Here is a 15,069-nt window from a genome sequence, read left to right as displayed (position 1 = left end):
TGGTCCGCGCGTCCTCTCACGGAATTGCCGGTGCGGCGTGCCTCAGCCGAGCGTCCGGATGAATCGAGCCAGCGTCTCGCCGCTGTAGTCGGGGCTTCCGTCGTTCTGCACGGGCGCCGCCCCGATGGTGTCGACGTGGTTGTATCCGGGCAGTTCGACGACCGTCGCCGAGGCCGGGGCGGGGAAGAAGGTGCCGACGCCCGCCTTCACGACGCTGTCGGCGGCGAAGGCGACGTAGTTGGGCTTGGTGCGGCTCATCCCGTGATACCGCAGTCCGGCCATCTCGCCGCTGCGCGCGCCGCCGTAACCGGCGCCGATGTCCACCACGACGCGCAGCGGAAAGTAGGTCTCCCAGTACGCGTACGGCGCTCCCATGGCCAGCTGGCGGGCGGCGTCGTGGATGTCGGCGACCTCGTGGCCGGCCGAGGTGTAGGGGATCCCGGCCACGTCGTCGTAATTGCGCCAGGTGTACAGGACGTTGCGGTCGCTGGGCGCGACCCGGGTCTGCGGACCGGCGCTGAGTCGCAGGAAGCTGCCGATGAACGGGATCTGCGTGACGGAACCGGGAGTGGGAAAGGTCTTCTCCCGCACGGGTCCACCGCTCAGCGCGCCCAATCCCTGTTGGAACAGTTCGAAATTGGAGGAGTTGTTGTCGATGAGTTCGCCGAGCAGCGCGGTATTGGTGAATCGGTAGTCGCGCATGGTGCCCGAGCCGTCCGCGCCGTTCGTCGCGAACGCGCTCGCACTGTGCGCGAACAGATAGTTCAGCGTCGCGTCCATCTCGAAATCGTGCGGAATATGGGCGAGCACCTGACTCTCCCCGTCCGGATCGAGATGCGCGGCGAGTCCGGCCAGCCGCAGCAGCATGAACCCCTTGGTGCCCAGCACCGGCAGGGAACCGAGGGTGCGCGGCAGGACTCCGGCCCGGAATCCGGCCTGCACCACCGTATCCGCCGGAGCCACCAGGGCATTGGTGAGGTCGTGCAGGATCGGAGTGTTCTGAATGGCCGCCGGATCCGAGGACACCATCGAATCCTGCGCGGCGAAGGCGGCACACTGATCCGAGCCGGGGCGACCGTCGAAGTCCCAGTCCGAGAAGAGTCCGGTGACCAGTCCGCCCAGCGAGATCCCGGTGCAGACGAACCGGCGTGCACGCTCGGCCTGTGTGGGCACCTCGTGCAGCATGACCTCGTACTGGTCGCGCACGACGCGTTCGAGCCCCATGGAGTCGAGGATCGTGAGGTCGTTCGAATTCTTGAAGCCGGGAAACACCTTGCCGTCGAGCGGTTTTCCGTTGAAGTAGTAGTCGACCGCGTCGAGGTAGTTGCCGCTCTTCAGCGCGAAATCGAAGCCCTCGGTCTCGTCCAGGCAGGCGCTGCGGCGCGCCAGGGCCCAGAATTCGATCTTCTGTCCCATCGCCCGCGCGGAGTGCACGGTATTGAACGCGACGCTGTCGGAGTTCTCCGCTCCGCCGCCGAGTCCCTGCTGCTGGATGACGATGTGCTCCGCGTCCGCCGACGCGGCGGGCCCGTCCACCGGCCGATACCGCAGCAGCCCGACGCGATCGCAGCTCGCCGGGTGTGGAGCCGCATCGGCGGCGAGCGGCAGCGCATAGCTGACATAGGAGGTGATGACCCCGTCGCGAGTGGACAGGACTTGCTCTTGACGATCGGTTGCCGCGCTGGACGGTTCGGGATCGGCCGCGGCCATCCCCGGATGCGTCAGCCCGGCCGTGAGTAATGCCGAGGTGAGCATCGCGATAGAACCACGTCGGCGCAGCGCCGACCGAACCACACTGTTCATGATGATTCAGCTTCCAGTGCCGCGACCGGCGATGCCATATGCGAATTGCCGATAATTCGCGATGTCGTTTGGTCAAATGCGAGAGTGGGCCGACGGCAAGGGATTCCCCTTCGCCCACGCATCTACGCTGGGGCCATCATGTCGACATCGCACAGCTCGCGCGCGCCCAGGATCGCCGCGGTCGTTTTCGACTGGCGCGGCACCCTGGTCACCGAACTGGACTCGCGGGGCTGGGTCCGGGAGGCCCTGCGCCTGGCGCGGCGCGAATGTGACGGGCCGGCGGTCGATGCCGTGCTCCGGGCGATCCACACCCCCGAACTGCTGAGCCGGTTGCAGGCTCCGGACGGCAATACCAGCGCCGCTCGGCACCGCTCGACCTATTTCGGGGTGTTCCGGGACGCCGGTCTCGATGACGAGCTGGCGCACGCACTCTGGGATGTGGATTCGGACATGAGCCACAACAGGTTCGCCGCCGATGCCGCCGACGTCGTCTCCGTCCTGCGGGAACGCGAGTGCGCGATCGGCGTCCTGAGCAATATCCATTTCGACATCCGGCCGAGCTTCCGCGTGCCGCCGTTCGACGCGATCGGCGCCTTCGTCCTGTCCCACGAGGTGGGGATGCAGAAACCCGACCCGCGAATCTTCCTGGAGATGGTGCGCCGGCTCGGCACCGAACCCGGCGAGACGCTCATGGTGGGCGACCGTCCGTCCCGGGACGGGGCCGCCGCACAGGTCGGAATGCCGACGCTCATCGTCGATCAACTCACCGACCCGGACCGGCGTCAACTGGGTGAGGTGACCACCTGGCCTGGCCTTTTCCACTAGTCTGATCATGCGCTCATCGAGTGCCGATGTATCTCAGGGCTTGACCGACACGGTGTGACCGACGGGAGTGACTGAATGAGCACGGCCCTGTATGGGGATCTGACCGGAATAGTCGGCATGCATCTCATCTATGCCTACGAGAACGGCTGGAAGTACGAGCTCTACGTACGCAATTCGCAGACCATCGCCTTCCGCTGCCTGATGGGCCCCATGTTCGGCCGCTGGTCCACCGGTCAGGCCGCGAAGATCGTCCAGCTGCGCGACGATCTGTTCAAGCTCGCATGGGTGGAGCCGACGGGCACGACCACCGTCGTCATCGCGTGGCTGGGCGAGCGGCGCGTGCACACCACGATCAGCTATCCGCAGTGGATGCTCGATCATCCGGAGTTCACGCTGGTCCGGTACGAGGACAGCCTCGAGGAGATCCTGCGCGCACGCGACGCGGGCCCGACCTACCCGCTGACCCTGGTCGCCTCGACCGGCCGGATCACCTTCCTCGCCTCCCGCGCGCAGGACGACGACACCGTCATCGATCGCCCGCCGAACAAACTTCCCCTCGGCTACGCCGACCGCACCGACTAGCCGGATACCTCCGAACAGCCCTGCGCCGGTTCGGGTTTCGTGTTGAGCAGGCAGGCGATATCGGACTCGGTGGTGGCGTCGATGCGCTGGTACCAGTTCTCGGCGACGGGCGCGGACGGCGTCGGGTTCGGGCACACCACCTTGTCGGCGTAGGTGCGCAGCGCGCCCAGGGTCTGATGGCTGGCGACGGGGACGGCGATCACGACGCGGATGGCCCCGAGTTGCGTCGCGACCATGCAGGCGTCGCGAATGGCCCGCATATCGGTGAGTCCGTCGTCGGTGATGACGACCGTGCGGCCGTACAGATCCACCCGTGCGCGTTCACCGCGGCATGCGATCGCGCTGCTGCGCAACGACTCCGCGTGATCGAGTTCGGCATCGGCCAGTTCGGTGGCGTGCACCGCGCAGTGCGCGATCGCGGTGGAATCGATGATCCGCGCGCCGTCCTCGCCCAGGATTCCGTAGGTCATCTCGGTCGGCCGGGTCACGGTGAGTGGCCGGATCAGCACAACATCGACGCGCACCCGTAGCCGGACGGCTATGCCGTGGGCGACCCGAACTCCGTTGCCGGGCAATCCGAGTACCACCACGTCGTCCCCGCGAAAGGCCGCCAGCAGCTGTGCCAACTGCTGTCCCGCGTCATTGCGATCCACGAAGGGTGGCATGCGTCTTCCCGGCGGCCGTGATCATCCGGGATCGGAAGCAACCAGATCGAATACCCGTGCCATCAGATGTCCTCCCCGAAGAACCGCTGTCGCAGGCCGAGAGTCAGGGGGGACCGGACTCACACAGGACAGGAACTCCATGGTACGCCGGGAATTCGCGCGTCAGGCGTCTGTCGCCGGGCTGTGATGGGCGCGCCCGTCGGACAGGCGCGGCGCGCCGTTGCCGACGCCCCGATCCGGCACGCGACCCGCCGCGCACAGGGATCGATCACCCCGGATCCGGATCCGCGATGCGTGGAACACTGTGTGCCGGAACCCAGCTGCCGCTGGTCCACCCGCCGTCGGTGTGCCACAGGTGCTGCACCCAGTCGGGGCTCGTCTCGGTGATGAGCCGCCCCGATTCCGGATCGACTCGCACCGTACTCGGAGTGGCGACCAGATAGCAGTGACCCCTCACCCGCACGGGTTCGGGGAGCCGGTCGTACACCTGCGCGGCCGCCAGATCGAGATCCGCCGCGACCACCACCCCCGCCGGGAGGGCCACGACCGCGTCGGTGTCCAGCAGGGCCACGGCGCGCACCATCCATTGCTGCGGGACCTGATCACGGCCCGGATTTCGCAGCCGTACGGAATCGACTGTGCCGCTGCCGCACTCGGCATTCGACCGGCGCAACCATGGCGTGATCGAGTCGTCGATTTCGGACTCGGCCATGGACCGAGTCATTTCCTCGCTCACCTTTGCCCCCTGCGCTGGGTTCTTCACTCGAACGCACCGCCGGGGTCTGAAGCGGCGTGGAACTCGAAATCGATAGATCCATCCGCGAATAGGAGGGGGTCAGCGGGCTTCGAGTCTCGCCCATTCTACGCCGACGATGCGACCGATATGCGAAAACTATTGTTGCGGAACGGTAATCGCGTTTCACCGCGGAGGCGTGCGTTCGGTGGGATTTCGGTTAACGGGCTGTGAATTTCCTTGTCCGGCAGCGTAGAGGCTTGCGTTTTGACGGGATCGGCCGATGATTCCGGAAAATCAGTTCGCCCGATTTCCCGGAAACCGGTCAGACCGACGCGGGTGCGCGCATCAGCAGGTGTTCGCCGGCGTCGTATTCGTAGAGTTCCGCGTAGCGCCCCCAGTCGATGGCGGTGCGCAGCTGTTGCCGGGCCGCGTCCTCGGTGAAGCCGCGTCGCAGCAGGTCCAGGAAGAACCCGTCCCGTATCCGATGACCTTTCGCGCTCTCGAGCGCGTGATCGATTGCGGCGACCAGCGGCGCCCTGGACCGGGCCGCGCGGGCGAAGATCCGCTTGGCCGTATCGATATCGGCCTCGGCGAAATCGCGACCGTCGAGAGTGAGTTCGAGATCCCCGCCCGCGGCGGTGGCCAATCCGAGCAGGGCGGCGGCGTCGACCAGCGGCATGATGTCGTCGAGTTCGAAGCGCAGTCCACCGGCCAGTTCGGGCAGATCGGCCCGCCCGCCCATCGCGGCGACCAGATCGAGCATGCCGCCGATGCCGTCCACGCCGGCCGCGGGCAGCGGCAGGGTGGTGGGGGTGGGCGAGATCCCCCGGCGGTCCCCGTCGAAGCCGGCGTCGGTGAGCAGCCGATACGCCTGATCCACCACGGCGAGGAAGTGCCGCCCGCGGGTGTCGCGCGGATGCTCGAGATTCACCCTGATCTCGCCCTTGATCCGGCCCGGATTGTTGTCCAGCACCAGGATTCGGTCCGCGAGCTGAACCGCCTCCTCGATATTGTGGGTGACCATGAGCACGGTCTTGGTGGGGAACGCCGCCTGTGCCCAGAGCCGGATCAACTCACCGCGCAGGTTCTCGGCGGTCAGCACGTCCAGCGCGGAGAAGGGCTCGTCCATGAGCAGCACCTCCGGCTGCACCACCAGCGCGCGGGCGAACCCGACCCGCTGGCGCATACCACCGGAAAGTTCCTTGGGATAGGCGTTCTCGAAGCCGTCCAGGCCGATCATGTCGATCGCCCGCAGCACGCGCTCGTCGTGTTCGGCGACCGGAACGCCCTGGGCGCGCAGCCCGAGTTCGACGTTCTGGCGCACGGTGAGCCACGGCAGCAGCGCGAAAGTCTGGAAGACCATGGCGGTGCCGGCGCTCGGCTCGGTGATCGGGTCGTCGCCGTGCCGGGCGGTGCCCGCCGAGGGCCGCACCAGCCCGGCGATGATGCGCAGCAGCGTGGACTTGCCGGAGCCGGATTTGCCCAGCAGTGCGACGATTTCGCCGTCGCGCAGCTCCAGGCAGACCTCCGAGAGCACCGGAAGCTGTTCGCCCGACGGGTTGGTGAAGGTCTTGGTGACGCGGTCGACGGTGATGACGGGAGCGGACATGTCGTGTCCTCCATTCGAAAAGTGGTGTAAATCAGGAGATTCGGTGAATCAGGTCAGCGAGAATCGGCTCTCGGCCCGGACCTGCAGTCGTCGCCACACCAGCCGGTTGATGGCCACGGTCACCACGCTCATGACGACCGTGCCGAGCAGCACCTTGGCGAAGTCGTTGTCCACGGTGGCGTTGGTGATGTACGCGCCGAGCCCGAACGCCTCCAGATGGGTTCCGCCGGAATCGACCACCTCGCCGACCAGCGTGGCATTCCACGCGCCGCCGAAGGCGGTGATCGCGCCGACCACGTAGCCGGGTGCGATCGCGGGCAGGATCAGCGCGGTCCAGCGTTCCCGGCCGCGCACGCCCAGATCGTCCATGGCCTCGCGCAGATCGGTCGGAATCTGCCCGGCCGCCGCGATCACGTTGAACAGCACGTACCACTGCGCGCCCAGCGCCATCAGCACCGTGCCGCCGATATCGAGCGAGATGCCGGTGTAGGTGAGCGCGGCGATCACGAATATGTACAGGAACTGCGCCGGGAAGCTCGCCAGCACCTGCACGACGGGCTGGGCGAACCGGCAGATGCGCGGGTTCATGCCGATCCACACCCCGATCGGCACCCACACGATGGTGGAGAAGATCAGCAGCACGATGACGCGGCTCAGGCTCGCCAGGCCCATCAGTGAGGCCGGACCGAATTCCGCGAATCCGACGGTGCGCTCGAAGTAGCTGGCCAGCGCCCAGATCAGCCCGCCGACCGCCCCGAACACCAGTCCGAAGAACACGATGTCGCCGAGGCGGCTGTCGCGGCTCTCGTCGTACGCGGACCGGGTGCTGCGCCCGAACACCCGCATCAGGTGATCGATCCTCTCGCCGACGGGCCGCAGCCGCCGCCCGATCCGGGACGGGATGGTGGCCCGCCGCAGCAGATCGAGCACCAGACTGCGTGGGGTCAGCGCACTTTCGGTGTTCTCCACCCGGAACCGCTCCGACCACGCGGTGAGCGGCCGCCAGAACAGCACGTTCACCAGCACGATGGTCACCACCATGACGAGCGCGCCCAGCATGAGCGTGCCCACCTGGGCGTCGGCGGTGGCGGCGGCGATGAAGCTGCCCATCCCGGGCAGCGCCTGATCCTTGCCCGCCACACTGATCACCTCGGAGGAGGCCAGCATGAACCAGGCTCCGCCGAAACTCATCATGCCGTTCCAGATCATCGGCACCACGGAGGTGGGAATCTCCAAGTGCCACAGTCGCTGCCAGCGCGTGAGCCGCATGACGCGAGCCGTCTCGTCCAGCTCACGTGGCATATTGCGCAGCGCCTGGTAGTACGCGAAGGTCATGTTCCAGGCCATCGCGGTGAAGATGGCGAACACGCACGCCGCCTCCGCGCCCAGGTAGGAGCCCGGGAACATGGCCACGAACGCGCTCACCGTGATCGAGACCAGAGCCAGCACGGGCACCGACTGGAGAATGTCGACCATCGGGATGAGCACCTTTTCCGCACGCCGCGACCGTGCCGCCCACTGACCGACGATCAGGGTGAACACGAGGGAGGCGACCAGTCCGAGGAACATGCGCATGAGGGTGCGGGCCGCGTAGTAGGGCAGGTCGGACGGATCGGTGGACACCGTGTCCGATCCGGCGCCGGGCGTCCACGGCACGGACATGTCGCGAAAGAGACGCAGTACCACGATGATCAGCACCACACCGGCCGTGATCAGCAGATAGTCCGCCGGGCGGAGGCCGGTGCGGGCTCGCGGAGTCGTCTTGGGGCTGTTCGGAATTGCCAGTTCGAGAGTCATTGCTGTAGTTCCTCTGACCGGGCGGCGTCGCCGCCGAGGCTCGGTCGTTCTGCGCGGCCGCCTCGGGGGACGGCGGGGCGGTCATGACTGTGGAAACGGCCGCACACGCAGATTCTGCGGGCAGCATCGATTGCCGACTCGCACGGTCGTGCGGACGGTACCGTTATCGCGAATTGCCGAATGTCATCCGGAATTGCACACGCGAATATTCGGCAGCGCCGAGCTGCCGAATTATCGTGGAATTACGCGCGCCGAATTATCGGGCGTCGCGTCGGGATGAGGTCCTGCCGTCAGCGCGAATGCGGCGGATCGGACAGGAGGGCAGGGGTGGATCCGGGAGGCTCCGGATTGTCCTCTGATGTCATGAGAGCGCCCTCACCTCCTGCCGAATCGACTGCTGCGAACTGTGTACCAGCGCACGCGGGGGAGGTCGCCCGGCGGAAGCGGGCCACGAACACCCCTCTCGTCAAAGCTTCGGCACTGCACGACGTGTTCCGACGGCGTCGGAAAGCCACCTTGGATAACCCCTTAATCCGGAGATATCTGTCCTAACCTTGGGCGTCTCTCGACGTCGTCAGATCAGTGGCCTGTGTTCGTGCAGGAGCCTCGCCTATCGAGGTGCGGTTCCAACCTAGAGAAGGCGCACGCGATTGTCAATTGCTCGATAGCCGAGCGAATTCGAATTGTCAGTGTTCGAGGAACGTGGCCGCGATATTCCAGAACAGCGTCCGATCGACGTGATGGAAATCCCAGGTCTGGGTGAGGTTGTACGTGGTGGTCACGATGGCCGGGATGTCGAAGTCGTCGCGGGTGGCCGTGCCCTTCGCCTCGAGAGCCGTGATGACGAAGGCGGTGGCGGTGGCGGCGCTGTGGGGCATGGGTTGAGCTCCAATCGAGTACCGAGCCGGGCAGGGTCGAGCGGTGTGGTGCGGAGAGTGTCGGAGGCCAGATGAAGTTGAGCAGAGTTGGGGGTTGAGCAGAGCTGGGCGAGGTGGGTAGAGCTGGGCGAACGCGCCAGGGCGTTACGGCCTTTCCGCCCAGTTTTGTTTTCGTGCCCGGCCGCCGGGAGTTCCGAATACGCCAACTCCGCCACCCACACGCCAACTCTCGCCGCGGGGTTGCGAAACGAGGCCGCGGCATGAGACTTTCACTGATCCCCGCTCTCTCGCCAGCGATGCACCGCACGCCGCAGGCTGGCCGGATCGGCGTACCCGAGGTACTCCGCCTGCTGGGTTCGGGGAAGATGCCCGGCGCGCTCGAGCCTGCGCCGTCGGGCGAGTTCTATCTCGCGCCGCCAACTGGTTCCCGCCTCCGCCAGCCGCCGTTGCAACGAGCGCGGCGACATGAGCAGCCGCCGCGCGACGGCGTCGAGGGTGGCGGTGCCGTCCGCCAAACCCGCGTCCAGCAGCGGCGCCAGCCGGTCGGTCCAGGTGATGGCGAAGGTGGCGGGTCCGGGCAGGGTGGCCGCGTAGTCGTGCAGCACCCTGGCCAGATCCGCATCCGCGGTCTTCAGCGGCAGCCCCAGATCGCAGCGGCGCAGCGTGATGGAGTCCACCGGTGCGCCGAAATCGATTGTCTTGCTGCGGAACAACCGCTCGAAGGCGTGCCTGGAGTCGGGCGCGGCCTGCCGGAAGCTCAGCCGCACCGGATCCACCGGGGAGCGGGTGGCCCAGCGGGTCCGCCCGACGAGCAGGGCGAAGAAGGCCTGCATGATCAAATCTCGCCCGCGACCCTCCTCGACGCCGGATCGGATCTCGTAGGTGGCCTCGGTCTCGACGCTCTCGCTGATTCGCAGGCTGTAACCCGTTGTGAGAGTGCCGCAATGACGGACCACCCCGGCGAGAGCGGCCTCGAGCGTGCCCGAGGCCAGGAACAGATACTCCAGCAGCCCGAGCTCCCCGACGGTGCTCTCGGCGCTGTGCAGGGCGAGATTCGGATCACCGGTCGCCTGCTCGAACAACTCCCAGACGCGGGTGCAGCACCTGCTCGACACCCGGGTGGCCTCACCACCCTCCCGCCAGCCGGGTACCCCGGCCAGGCCGGCCAGCCGATCCGGATCGAGTCCCGCCTGCTCCGCGCGCCGAAGTACGAAGCGGGGCAGCAGAATACTGTCGGCACACTCGGGCCGGAAGATCATCGTAGCGGGTGCCCGGGGGCGTGGATCGTCGCCGGCGTCATCCCTGCCTCGCCCGCCAGGCGATTCGGGTCGATACCTGCCGCCGCCGCGCGAGACAGGATGAGTCCGGACATCAGGACGGTGTCGGAGGTGGGCATAAGCAATGGTGCGGCGAAATCCCTGGCTAACGCCAGGAATTCGCTTCACTAGCCCGCTCGAATGTCCGCTCGAGTTTGCTGGCTCCGACCCGATCGGTTGCTTGCTTCGGGTATCAGGGCCGGAGGAAGGTGGCCGCTATGCCCCAGAACCTGCTGTGACAGACCGCTCGGAAATCCCAGGTCTCCGCGAGGTTGTGCGTCGCGCTGACGATGCCGCGAACATCGAAATCCTCACGGCTCGCCGTGCCCTTGGCTTCCAGGGCATCGATCACGTAAGCGGTGGCGGTCTCCAGGGTGTGTGGCACTCTCGGGCTCCGGTCTGTCGTGGTAGGTGCGGTGGGCTCAGGTCTACTTATCGGTGAGAACATCCTCGTAGCGGTACTCGGTGGAGCGCGGGTCGCCGGTGGCGTGCGCCTGTTCCTCTTGCCGGCGCAGGTCCACCCGGCGGATCTTTCCGGAGATGGTCTTGGGTAGCTCGGCGAACTCGATCCGTCGTACGCGCAGGTACGGCGCCAGCTGATCGCGAGCGTATTCCAGGATGCTGCGGGCGGTTTCGCGGTTCGGCTCCCATCCAGCGGCCAGGGTGATGTACGCCTTGGGCACCGCCAGCCGGGTGTCGTCGGGCTGGGGTACGACCGCGGCTTCCACCACGGCGGGATGCTCGATCAGCACGCTCTCCAGTTCGAACGGCGACACCTTGTAGTCGGAGGATTTGAAGACGTCGTCGGTGCGGCCGATGTAGCTGATGTAGCCGTCCGAATCCCGGTTGGCCACATCGCCGGTGTGGTAGTAGCCGCCGTCCATGACCGCGGCGTTGCGCTCGGGATCGCCGAGGTAGCCGGTCATCAGATTGACCGGGGACGCCGCCAGGTCGAGGCAGATCTCACCCTCGTCGGACAGTTCCCCGGTAAGCGGATCGACGAGTACCACCGGTACGCCGGGCGCGGGACGGCCCATCGACCCTGGTTTGACGGCTTGGCCGGGCGTATTCCCCACCTGCAGAGTGGTTTCCGTCTGTCCGAAACCATCGCGGATGGTGAGCCCCCATGCCTTCTCGACCTGGGCGATGACATCGGGGTTGAGCGGCTCACCAGCGCCGAGGATCTCGCGCAGACCGGCGGGGCGGTCGCCGAGGTCGGCCTGAATGAGCATGCGCCACACCGTAGGTGGGGCGCAGAAGGTGTTGATCTCTGCGGAGCGTAGCTGCTGGAGCAAGGCCTCGGGGTCGAAACGGGTGTAGTTGTAGACGAATACCGTCGCCTCGCCCAGCCACGGGGCGAAGAAGCAACTCCACGCATGTTTGGCCCAGCCCGGCGCGCTGATCGCGAGGTGAATATCGCCGGGGCGCAAGCCGATCCAGTACATCGTGGACAAGTGTCCGACCGGGTAGCTGGTCTGCGAATGCTGCACCATTTTCGGTTTGCTGGTCGTGCCGGAGGTGAAATAGACGAGCAGCGGATCGCTCACGTCGGTCACCGCGGCGAACGGCCCGGCCGATTCGACGCGGGCGGCGTCGCGGTAGGTATGCCAGCCTTCGGGAATGTTCTCTCCCACCGCGATTCGGGTGTAGTCGCCCGGCACATCGTCGAACTTCGGGATGTCGGCGGTGTTCGCGATGACGTACACCGCGCCGCCGCGCTCGATTCGGTCGATCAGATCGGCCGAACCCAGTGCGCCCGTGGTCGGCATGATGACGGCGCCGAGCTTGGCGACCGCCAGCATGGCCTCCCACAGCTCGACCTGATTGCCCAGCATGAGCATGACGCGGTCGCCCTTGCCGACATCGAGGCCCGAGAGCCAGGTCGCGACGCGATCCGAGCGAGTGGCCATGTCGTCGAAGCTGATTCGCTGCTGTCCGCCGCCCTCCTCGACGATCCACAGCGCCGGGCGATCGTTGCCCCGGGCGATGACGTCGAACCAATCCGTGGCCCAATTGAACACGCCGGTGAGCTCCGGCCAGGTGAAGGTGCGCGCGGCGGCGTCGTAGTCGGTGGCGGTCGCGAGCAGGTGATCACGCGCGGCACGGTAGCGCTCGGTATTGCTGCCGCGGGCAACGCTGGTCATGCATCCTCCTGGGCGGACAGGCCGAGCAGGCGCGCGGCGGTCTCGCGCATCTCGACCTTGCGGATCTTTCCGGTCACCGTCATGGGGAACTCGTCGACGATGTGTACGTAACGCGGGATCTTGAAATGGGCGAGCTGTCCGGAGCAGAACTCACGCAGAGACGCCGCGGTCAGTGCTTTCGTACCCGCTCGCATACGAATCCATGCCATGAGTTCCTCACCGAATTTCGGATCGGGAACCCCGATGACCTGTGCGTCCAGAATGTCCGGATGGGTGTAGAGGAATTCCTCGATCTCGCGCGGGTAGATGTTCTCCCCGCCGCGGATCACCATGTCCTTGATCCGGCCGGTGATGGCGACATAGCCGTCCTCGTCCATGGTGCCCAGATCGCCGGTATGCATCCATCGAGCGGAATCGATTGCCTCGGCGGTCTTCTCGGCCTCGCCCCAGTAGCCGAGCATGACCGAGTAGCCCCGTGTGCACAGTTCGCCGGGTTCGCCGCGCGACACGGTCAGCCCGGTGACCGGATCGGCGATCTTGATCTCGATATGCGGCCCGGCCCGCCCGACGGTGGCCGTGCGCTGCGCGATCGTGTCGTCGGCGCGGGTCTGCGTGGACACCGGTGAGGTCTCGGTCATGCCGTAGCAGATGCTCACCTCCCGCATGCCCATTCGCTCGATGACCTGCTTCATCACCTCGGCCGGACACGGTGATCCGGCCATGATCCCGGTGCGCAGGCTCGACAGGTCGTAGGAGTCGAATTCCGGCTCGGCCAGTTCCGCGATGAACATGGTCGGCACCCCGTACAGCGACGTACAGCGTTCGGCGGCAACGGCTTCCAGGGTCGTACGAGCGTCGAAGGCCGGTGCGGGGATGACCATGGCCGCGGCGTGGCTGGTGGCGGCCAGATTGCCCATGACCATTCCGAAGCAGTGATAGAACGGCACCGGTATGCAGATGCGGTCCAGCTCGGTGTATCCACACAGCTCACCGACGAACCAGCCGTTGTTGAGGATGTTGTGGTGGCTCAGGGTCGCGCCCTTGGGGAATCCGGTCGTGCCGGAGGTGTATTGGATGTTGATCGGGTCGTCGGCCGAGAGTCCCGCCTGCGCCATGGCCAGCTGCTCGGGGTCAGCGGCGTGACCGGATTCGAAGAGCCGCCGCCACGCGGTGCTGTCCAGCAGCACCACCTGTTCGAGGTCCGGGCAGTCCGGCGACACCTCCTCGATCATGGCCGCGTAGTTCGAGGTCTTGAAGAACGGCGCGGCGATCAGCGCTCGAATCCCGGCCTGGCGCAGCACATATCGCAACTCGTGCGCGCGATAGGCCGGATTGATGTTCACCAGGATCGCGCCGATCTTGGCGGTCGCGTACTGGGTGAGGGTCCACTGCGGGCAGTTCGGGGCCCACATGCCCACCCGGTCGCCCTTGCCGAGTCCCGCTGCGAGCATTCCCAGTGCGAGCGCGTCCACCTCCGCGACGAACTCCCGATAGGTCCATCGGAGCCCGGTGGTGTAGTCGATCAGCGCGTCCCGATCCGGATGTGCGGCGGCGCTGCGGTCCAGATTCGCTCCGATGGTGTCACCGAGCAGGGGAGCGTTCCAGACCCCGAAGGAATAGCTTGCCGGCCGAGGCCGACCCGTGCTTATGCTCACTTCGATAGGATCTACGTCACAGTTCCCGACCGCCACCCCCGGAAAGGGGTACCTGATGACCCCGGCCCCCGACGGCCTGTTGCGTCCCCGCGACGCCGACGCGCTGCGGGCCGAGCTGCGCCATATCGCCACGGTATCCAGGGCCCAGGTGGTGTTCGGTGGGGAGGTGAGCCGGGGATCGCTGGTCCTGAGCGAATTCGTGGGCACCCGCACCAACGGCATGCGCGGTCTGATCGTCGCGCCCAGTTCGGGGCTCGGCGGGGCCGCCGTCGCGACGCGCGCGCCTCGCTCGGTGGCCGACTACCGCTCGGCCTCCACCATCACCCACCACTACGACACTCCCGTGCTGGGCGAGGGTCTGCGCGCGGTGGTCGCGGTCCCGGTGGTGGTGAGCGGTGAGGCCCGGGCGGTGCTGTACGTCGCCAATCGGGAAACCGGGCCGCTCGGGGATCGCATCGCCGAGGAGATGGTGCGGGCCGGGCATCGGCTCGGGGTGGAACTCGCCGTGCGCGACGAGGTGGATCGACGGCTCCGGCTCGAGGCTCCCCGTGAGGCCCGGGCCCCGATCGACGCGGTGCTCACCGAACAACTGCGGGACCTGCACGCGGAACTGCGGGGGATCGGCCAATCGCTGTCGGACGCGCAGTCACGGCTGCGGCTGCGCGAGGTGTCCGACAAGCTCGCCCGGCTGATCTCCGGTACTCCGTTTCCGGACGAATCCATCGTCCTGGCCCCGCGTGAACTGGACGTGCTGTCGCAGATCGCCCTGGGCTGCACGAATATGGAAGCCGCGCAGCGACTTTCGCTTCGCGCCGAAACCGTCAAGAGCTACCTGCGCAGTGCGATGATCAAGCTGGGCGCACACACCAGGCACGAAGCCGTGGCCCGGGCTCGCCGCCTCGGGTTGCTCCCGTAACTCGGCCTGCTCCCGTAACTCGCCGGGTGTGCGGCATGGGGTCGGTTGTTCACGACTCAGGCTCGGACATTCACGAATCAGGCTGTGGCACAGGTTGAGTACGGGACCCGGGGCCGGCCCGCCGTGCGGTCACGGCGGGCCCC

The 15,069-nt window shown here is 66.8% G+C and carries 13 protein-coding genes and 1 riboswitch; of the genes, 3 read left to right on the top strand and 10 right to left on the bottom strand.

The features are described 5' to 3' along the window. Positions 1-42: 42 nt before the first annotated feature. Entirely contained in the window at positions 43-1,803 is a 1,761-nt protein-coding gene (locus NJ1_RS03715) for a hypothetical protein (RefSeq protein ID WP_084477711.1), read from the bottom strand. Between the two features lie 138 nt (positions 1,804-1,941). Here NJ1_RS03715 and NJ1_RS03710 point away from each other — a divergent pair, with 138 nt between their 5' ends. Together NJ1_RS03710 and NJ1_RS03705 are read left to right on the top strand one after the other, a co-directional pair. Next, complete coding sequence (locus tag NJ1_RS03710) at positions 1,942-2,628, top strand: HAD family hydrolase (RefSeq protein WP_157573730.1); 687 nt, start codon at positions 1,942-1,944, stop codon at positions 2,626-2,628. A 75-nt stretch (positions 2,629-2,703) separates the two neighbouring features. Continuing rightward, positions 2,704-3,210: a phenolic acid decarboxylase gene (locus NJ1_RS03705; protein ID WP_067687503.1), complete on the top strand. Its 507-nt coding sequence runs from the start codon at positions 2,704-2,706 to the stop codon at positions 3,208-3,210. On the opposite strand, the gene NJ1_RS03700 is transcribed toward NJ1_RS03705, so the two are convergent. The 9 genes from NJ1_RS03700 to NJ1_RS03660 form a co-directional block, all read right to left on the bottom strand. Continuing rightward, entirely contained in the window at positions 3,207-3,875 is a 669-nt protein-coding gene (locus NJ1_RS03700) for a phosphoribosyltransferase family protein (RefSeq protein ID WP_067687501.1), read from the bottom strand. The genes NJ1_RS03705 and NJ1_RS03700 overlap by 4 nt on opposite strands. 268 nt (positions 3,876-4,143) lie before the next feature. Beyond that, complete coding sequence (locus NJ1_RS03695) at positions 4,144-4,599, bottom strand: hypothetical protein (RefSeq protein WP_157573729.1); 456 nt, start codon at positions 4,597-4,599, stop codon at positions 4,144-4,146. 334 nt (positions 4,600-4,933) lie between these two features. Beyond that, positions 4,934-6,220: an ABC transporter ATP-binding protein gene (locus NJ1_RS03690; RefSeq protein WP_067687497.1), complete on the bottom strand. Its 1,287-nt coding sequence runs from the start codon at positions 6,218-6,220 to the stop codon at positions 4,934-4,936. A gap of 48 nt (positions 6,221-6,268) precedes the next feature. Then, positions 6,269-8,017: an ABC transporter permease gene (locus tag NJ1_RS03685; protein WP_067687494.1), complete on the bottom strand. Its 1,749-nt coding sequence runs from the start codon at positions 8,015-8,017 to the stop codon at positions 6,269-6,271. A gap of 451 nt (positions 8,018-8,468) precedes the next feature. Beyond that, positions 8,469-8,642: riboswitch (M-box (ykoK) riboswitch) on the bottom strand. A 61-nt stretch (positions 8,643-8,703) separates the two neighbouring features. Next, positions 8,704-8,895 (bottom strand): hypothetical protein, encoded by a 192-nt coding sequence (locus NJ1_RS03680; protein ID WP_067687492.1) that lies wholly within the window; start codon positions 8,893-8,895, stop codon positions 8,704-8,706. Positions 8,896-9,164: 269 nt separating this feature from the next. Continuing rightward, positions 9,165-10,154 (bottom strand): AraC family transcriptional regulator ligand-binding domain-containing protein, encoded by a 990-nt coding sequence (locus NJ1_RS03675; RefSeq protein WP_067687490.1) that lies wholly within the window; start codon positions 10,152-10,154, stop codon positions 9,165-9,167. A gap of 250 nt (positions 10,155-10,404) precedes the next feature. Next, on the bottom strand, positions 10,405-10,596 hold the full coding sequence (locus NJ1_RS03670) for a hypothetical protein (RefSeq protein ID WP_067687488.1): 192 nt from the start codon (positions 10,594-10,596) through the stop codon (positions 10,405-10,407). 43 nt (positions 10,597-10,639) lie between these two features. After that, positions 10,640-12,355 carry an AMP-binding protein gene (locus tag NJ1_RS03665; RefSeq protein ID WP_067687486.1) on the bottom strand — a complete coding sequence of 572 codons (1,716 nt, stop codon included), beginning with the start codon at positions 12,353-12,355 and terminating at the stop codon, positions 10,640-10,642. Then, positions 12,352-14,010 carry an AMP-binding protein gene (locus NJ1_RS03660; RefSeq protein ID WP_281202085.1) on the bottom strand — a complete coding sequence of 553 codons (1,659 nt, stop codon included), beginning with the start codon at positions 14,008-14,010 and terminating at the stop codon, positions 12,352-12,354. Before NJ1_RS03660 ends, NJ1_RS03665 begins: the two co-directional genes overlap by 4 nt. 55 nt (positions 14,011-14,065) lie before the next feature. Between NJ1_RS03660 and NJ1_RS03655 the strand changes: the two genes are divergently transcribed. Beyond that, positions 14,066-14,926: a helix-turn-helix transcriptional regulator gene (locus tag NJ1_RS03655; protein ID WP_067687484.1), complete on the top strand. Its 861-nt coding sequence runs from the start codon at positions 14,066-14,068 to the stop codon at positions 14,924-14,926. Positions 14,927-15,069 lie beyond the last annotated feature (143 nt).

The organism is Nocardia jejuensis NBRC 103114 (genome assembly GCF_001613145.1).
Lineage (GTDB): Bacteria > Actinomycetota > Actinomycetes > Mycobacteriales > Mycobacteriaceae > Nocardia > Nocardia jejuensis.
This window is presented reverse-complemented; position numbering and strand designations above follow the sequence as displayed.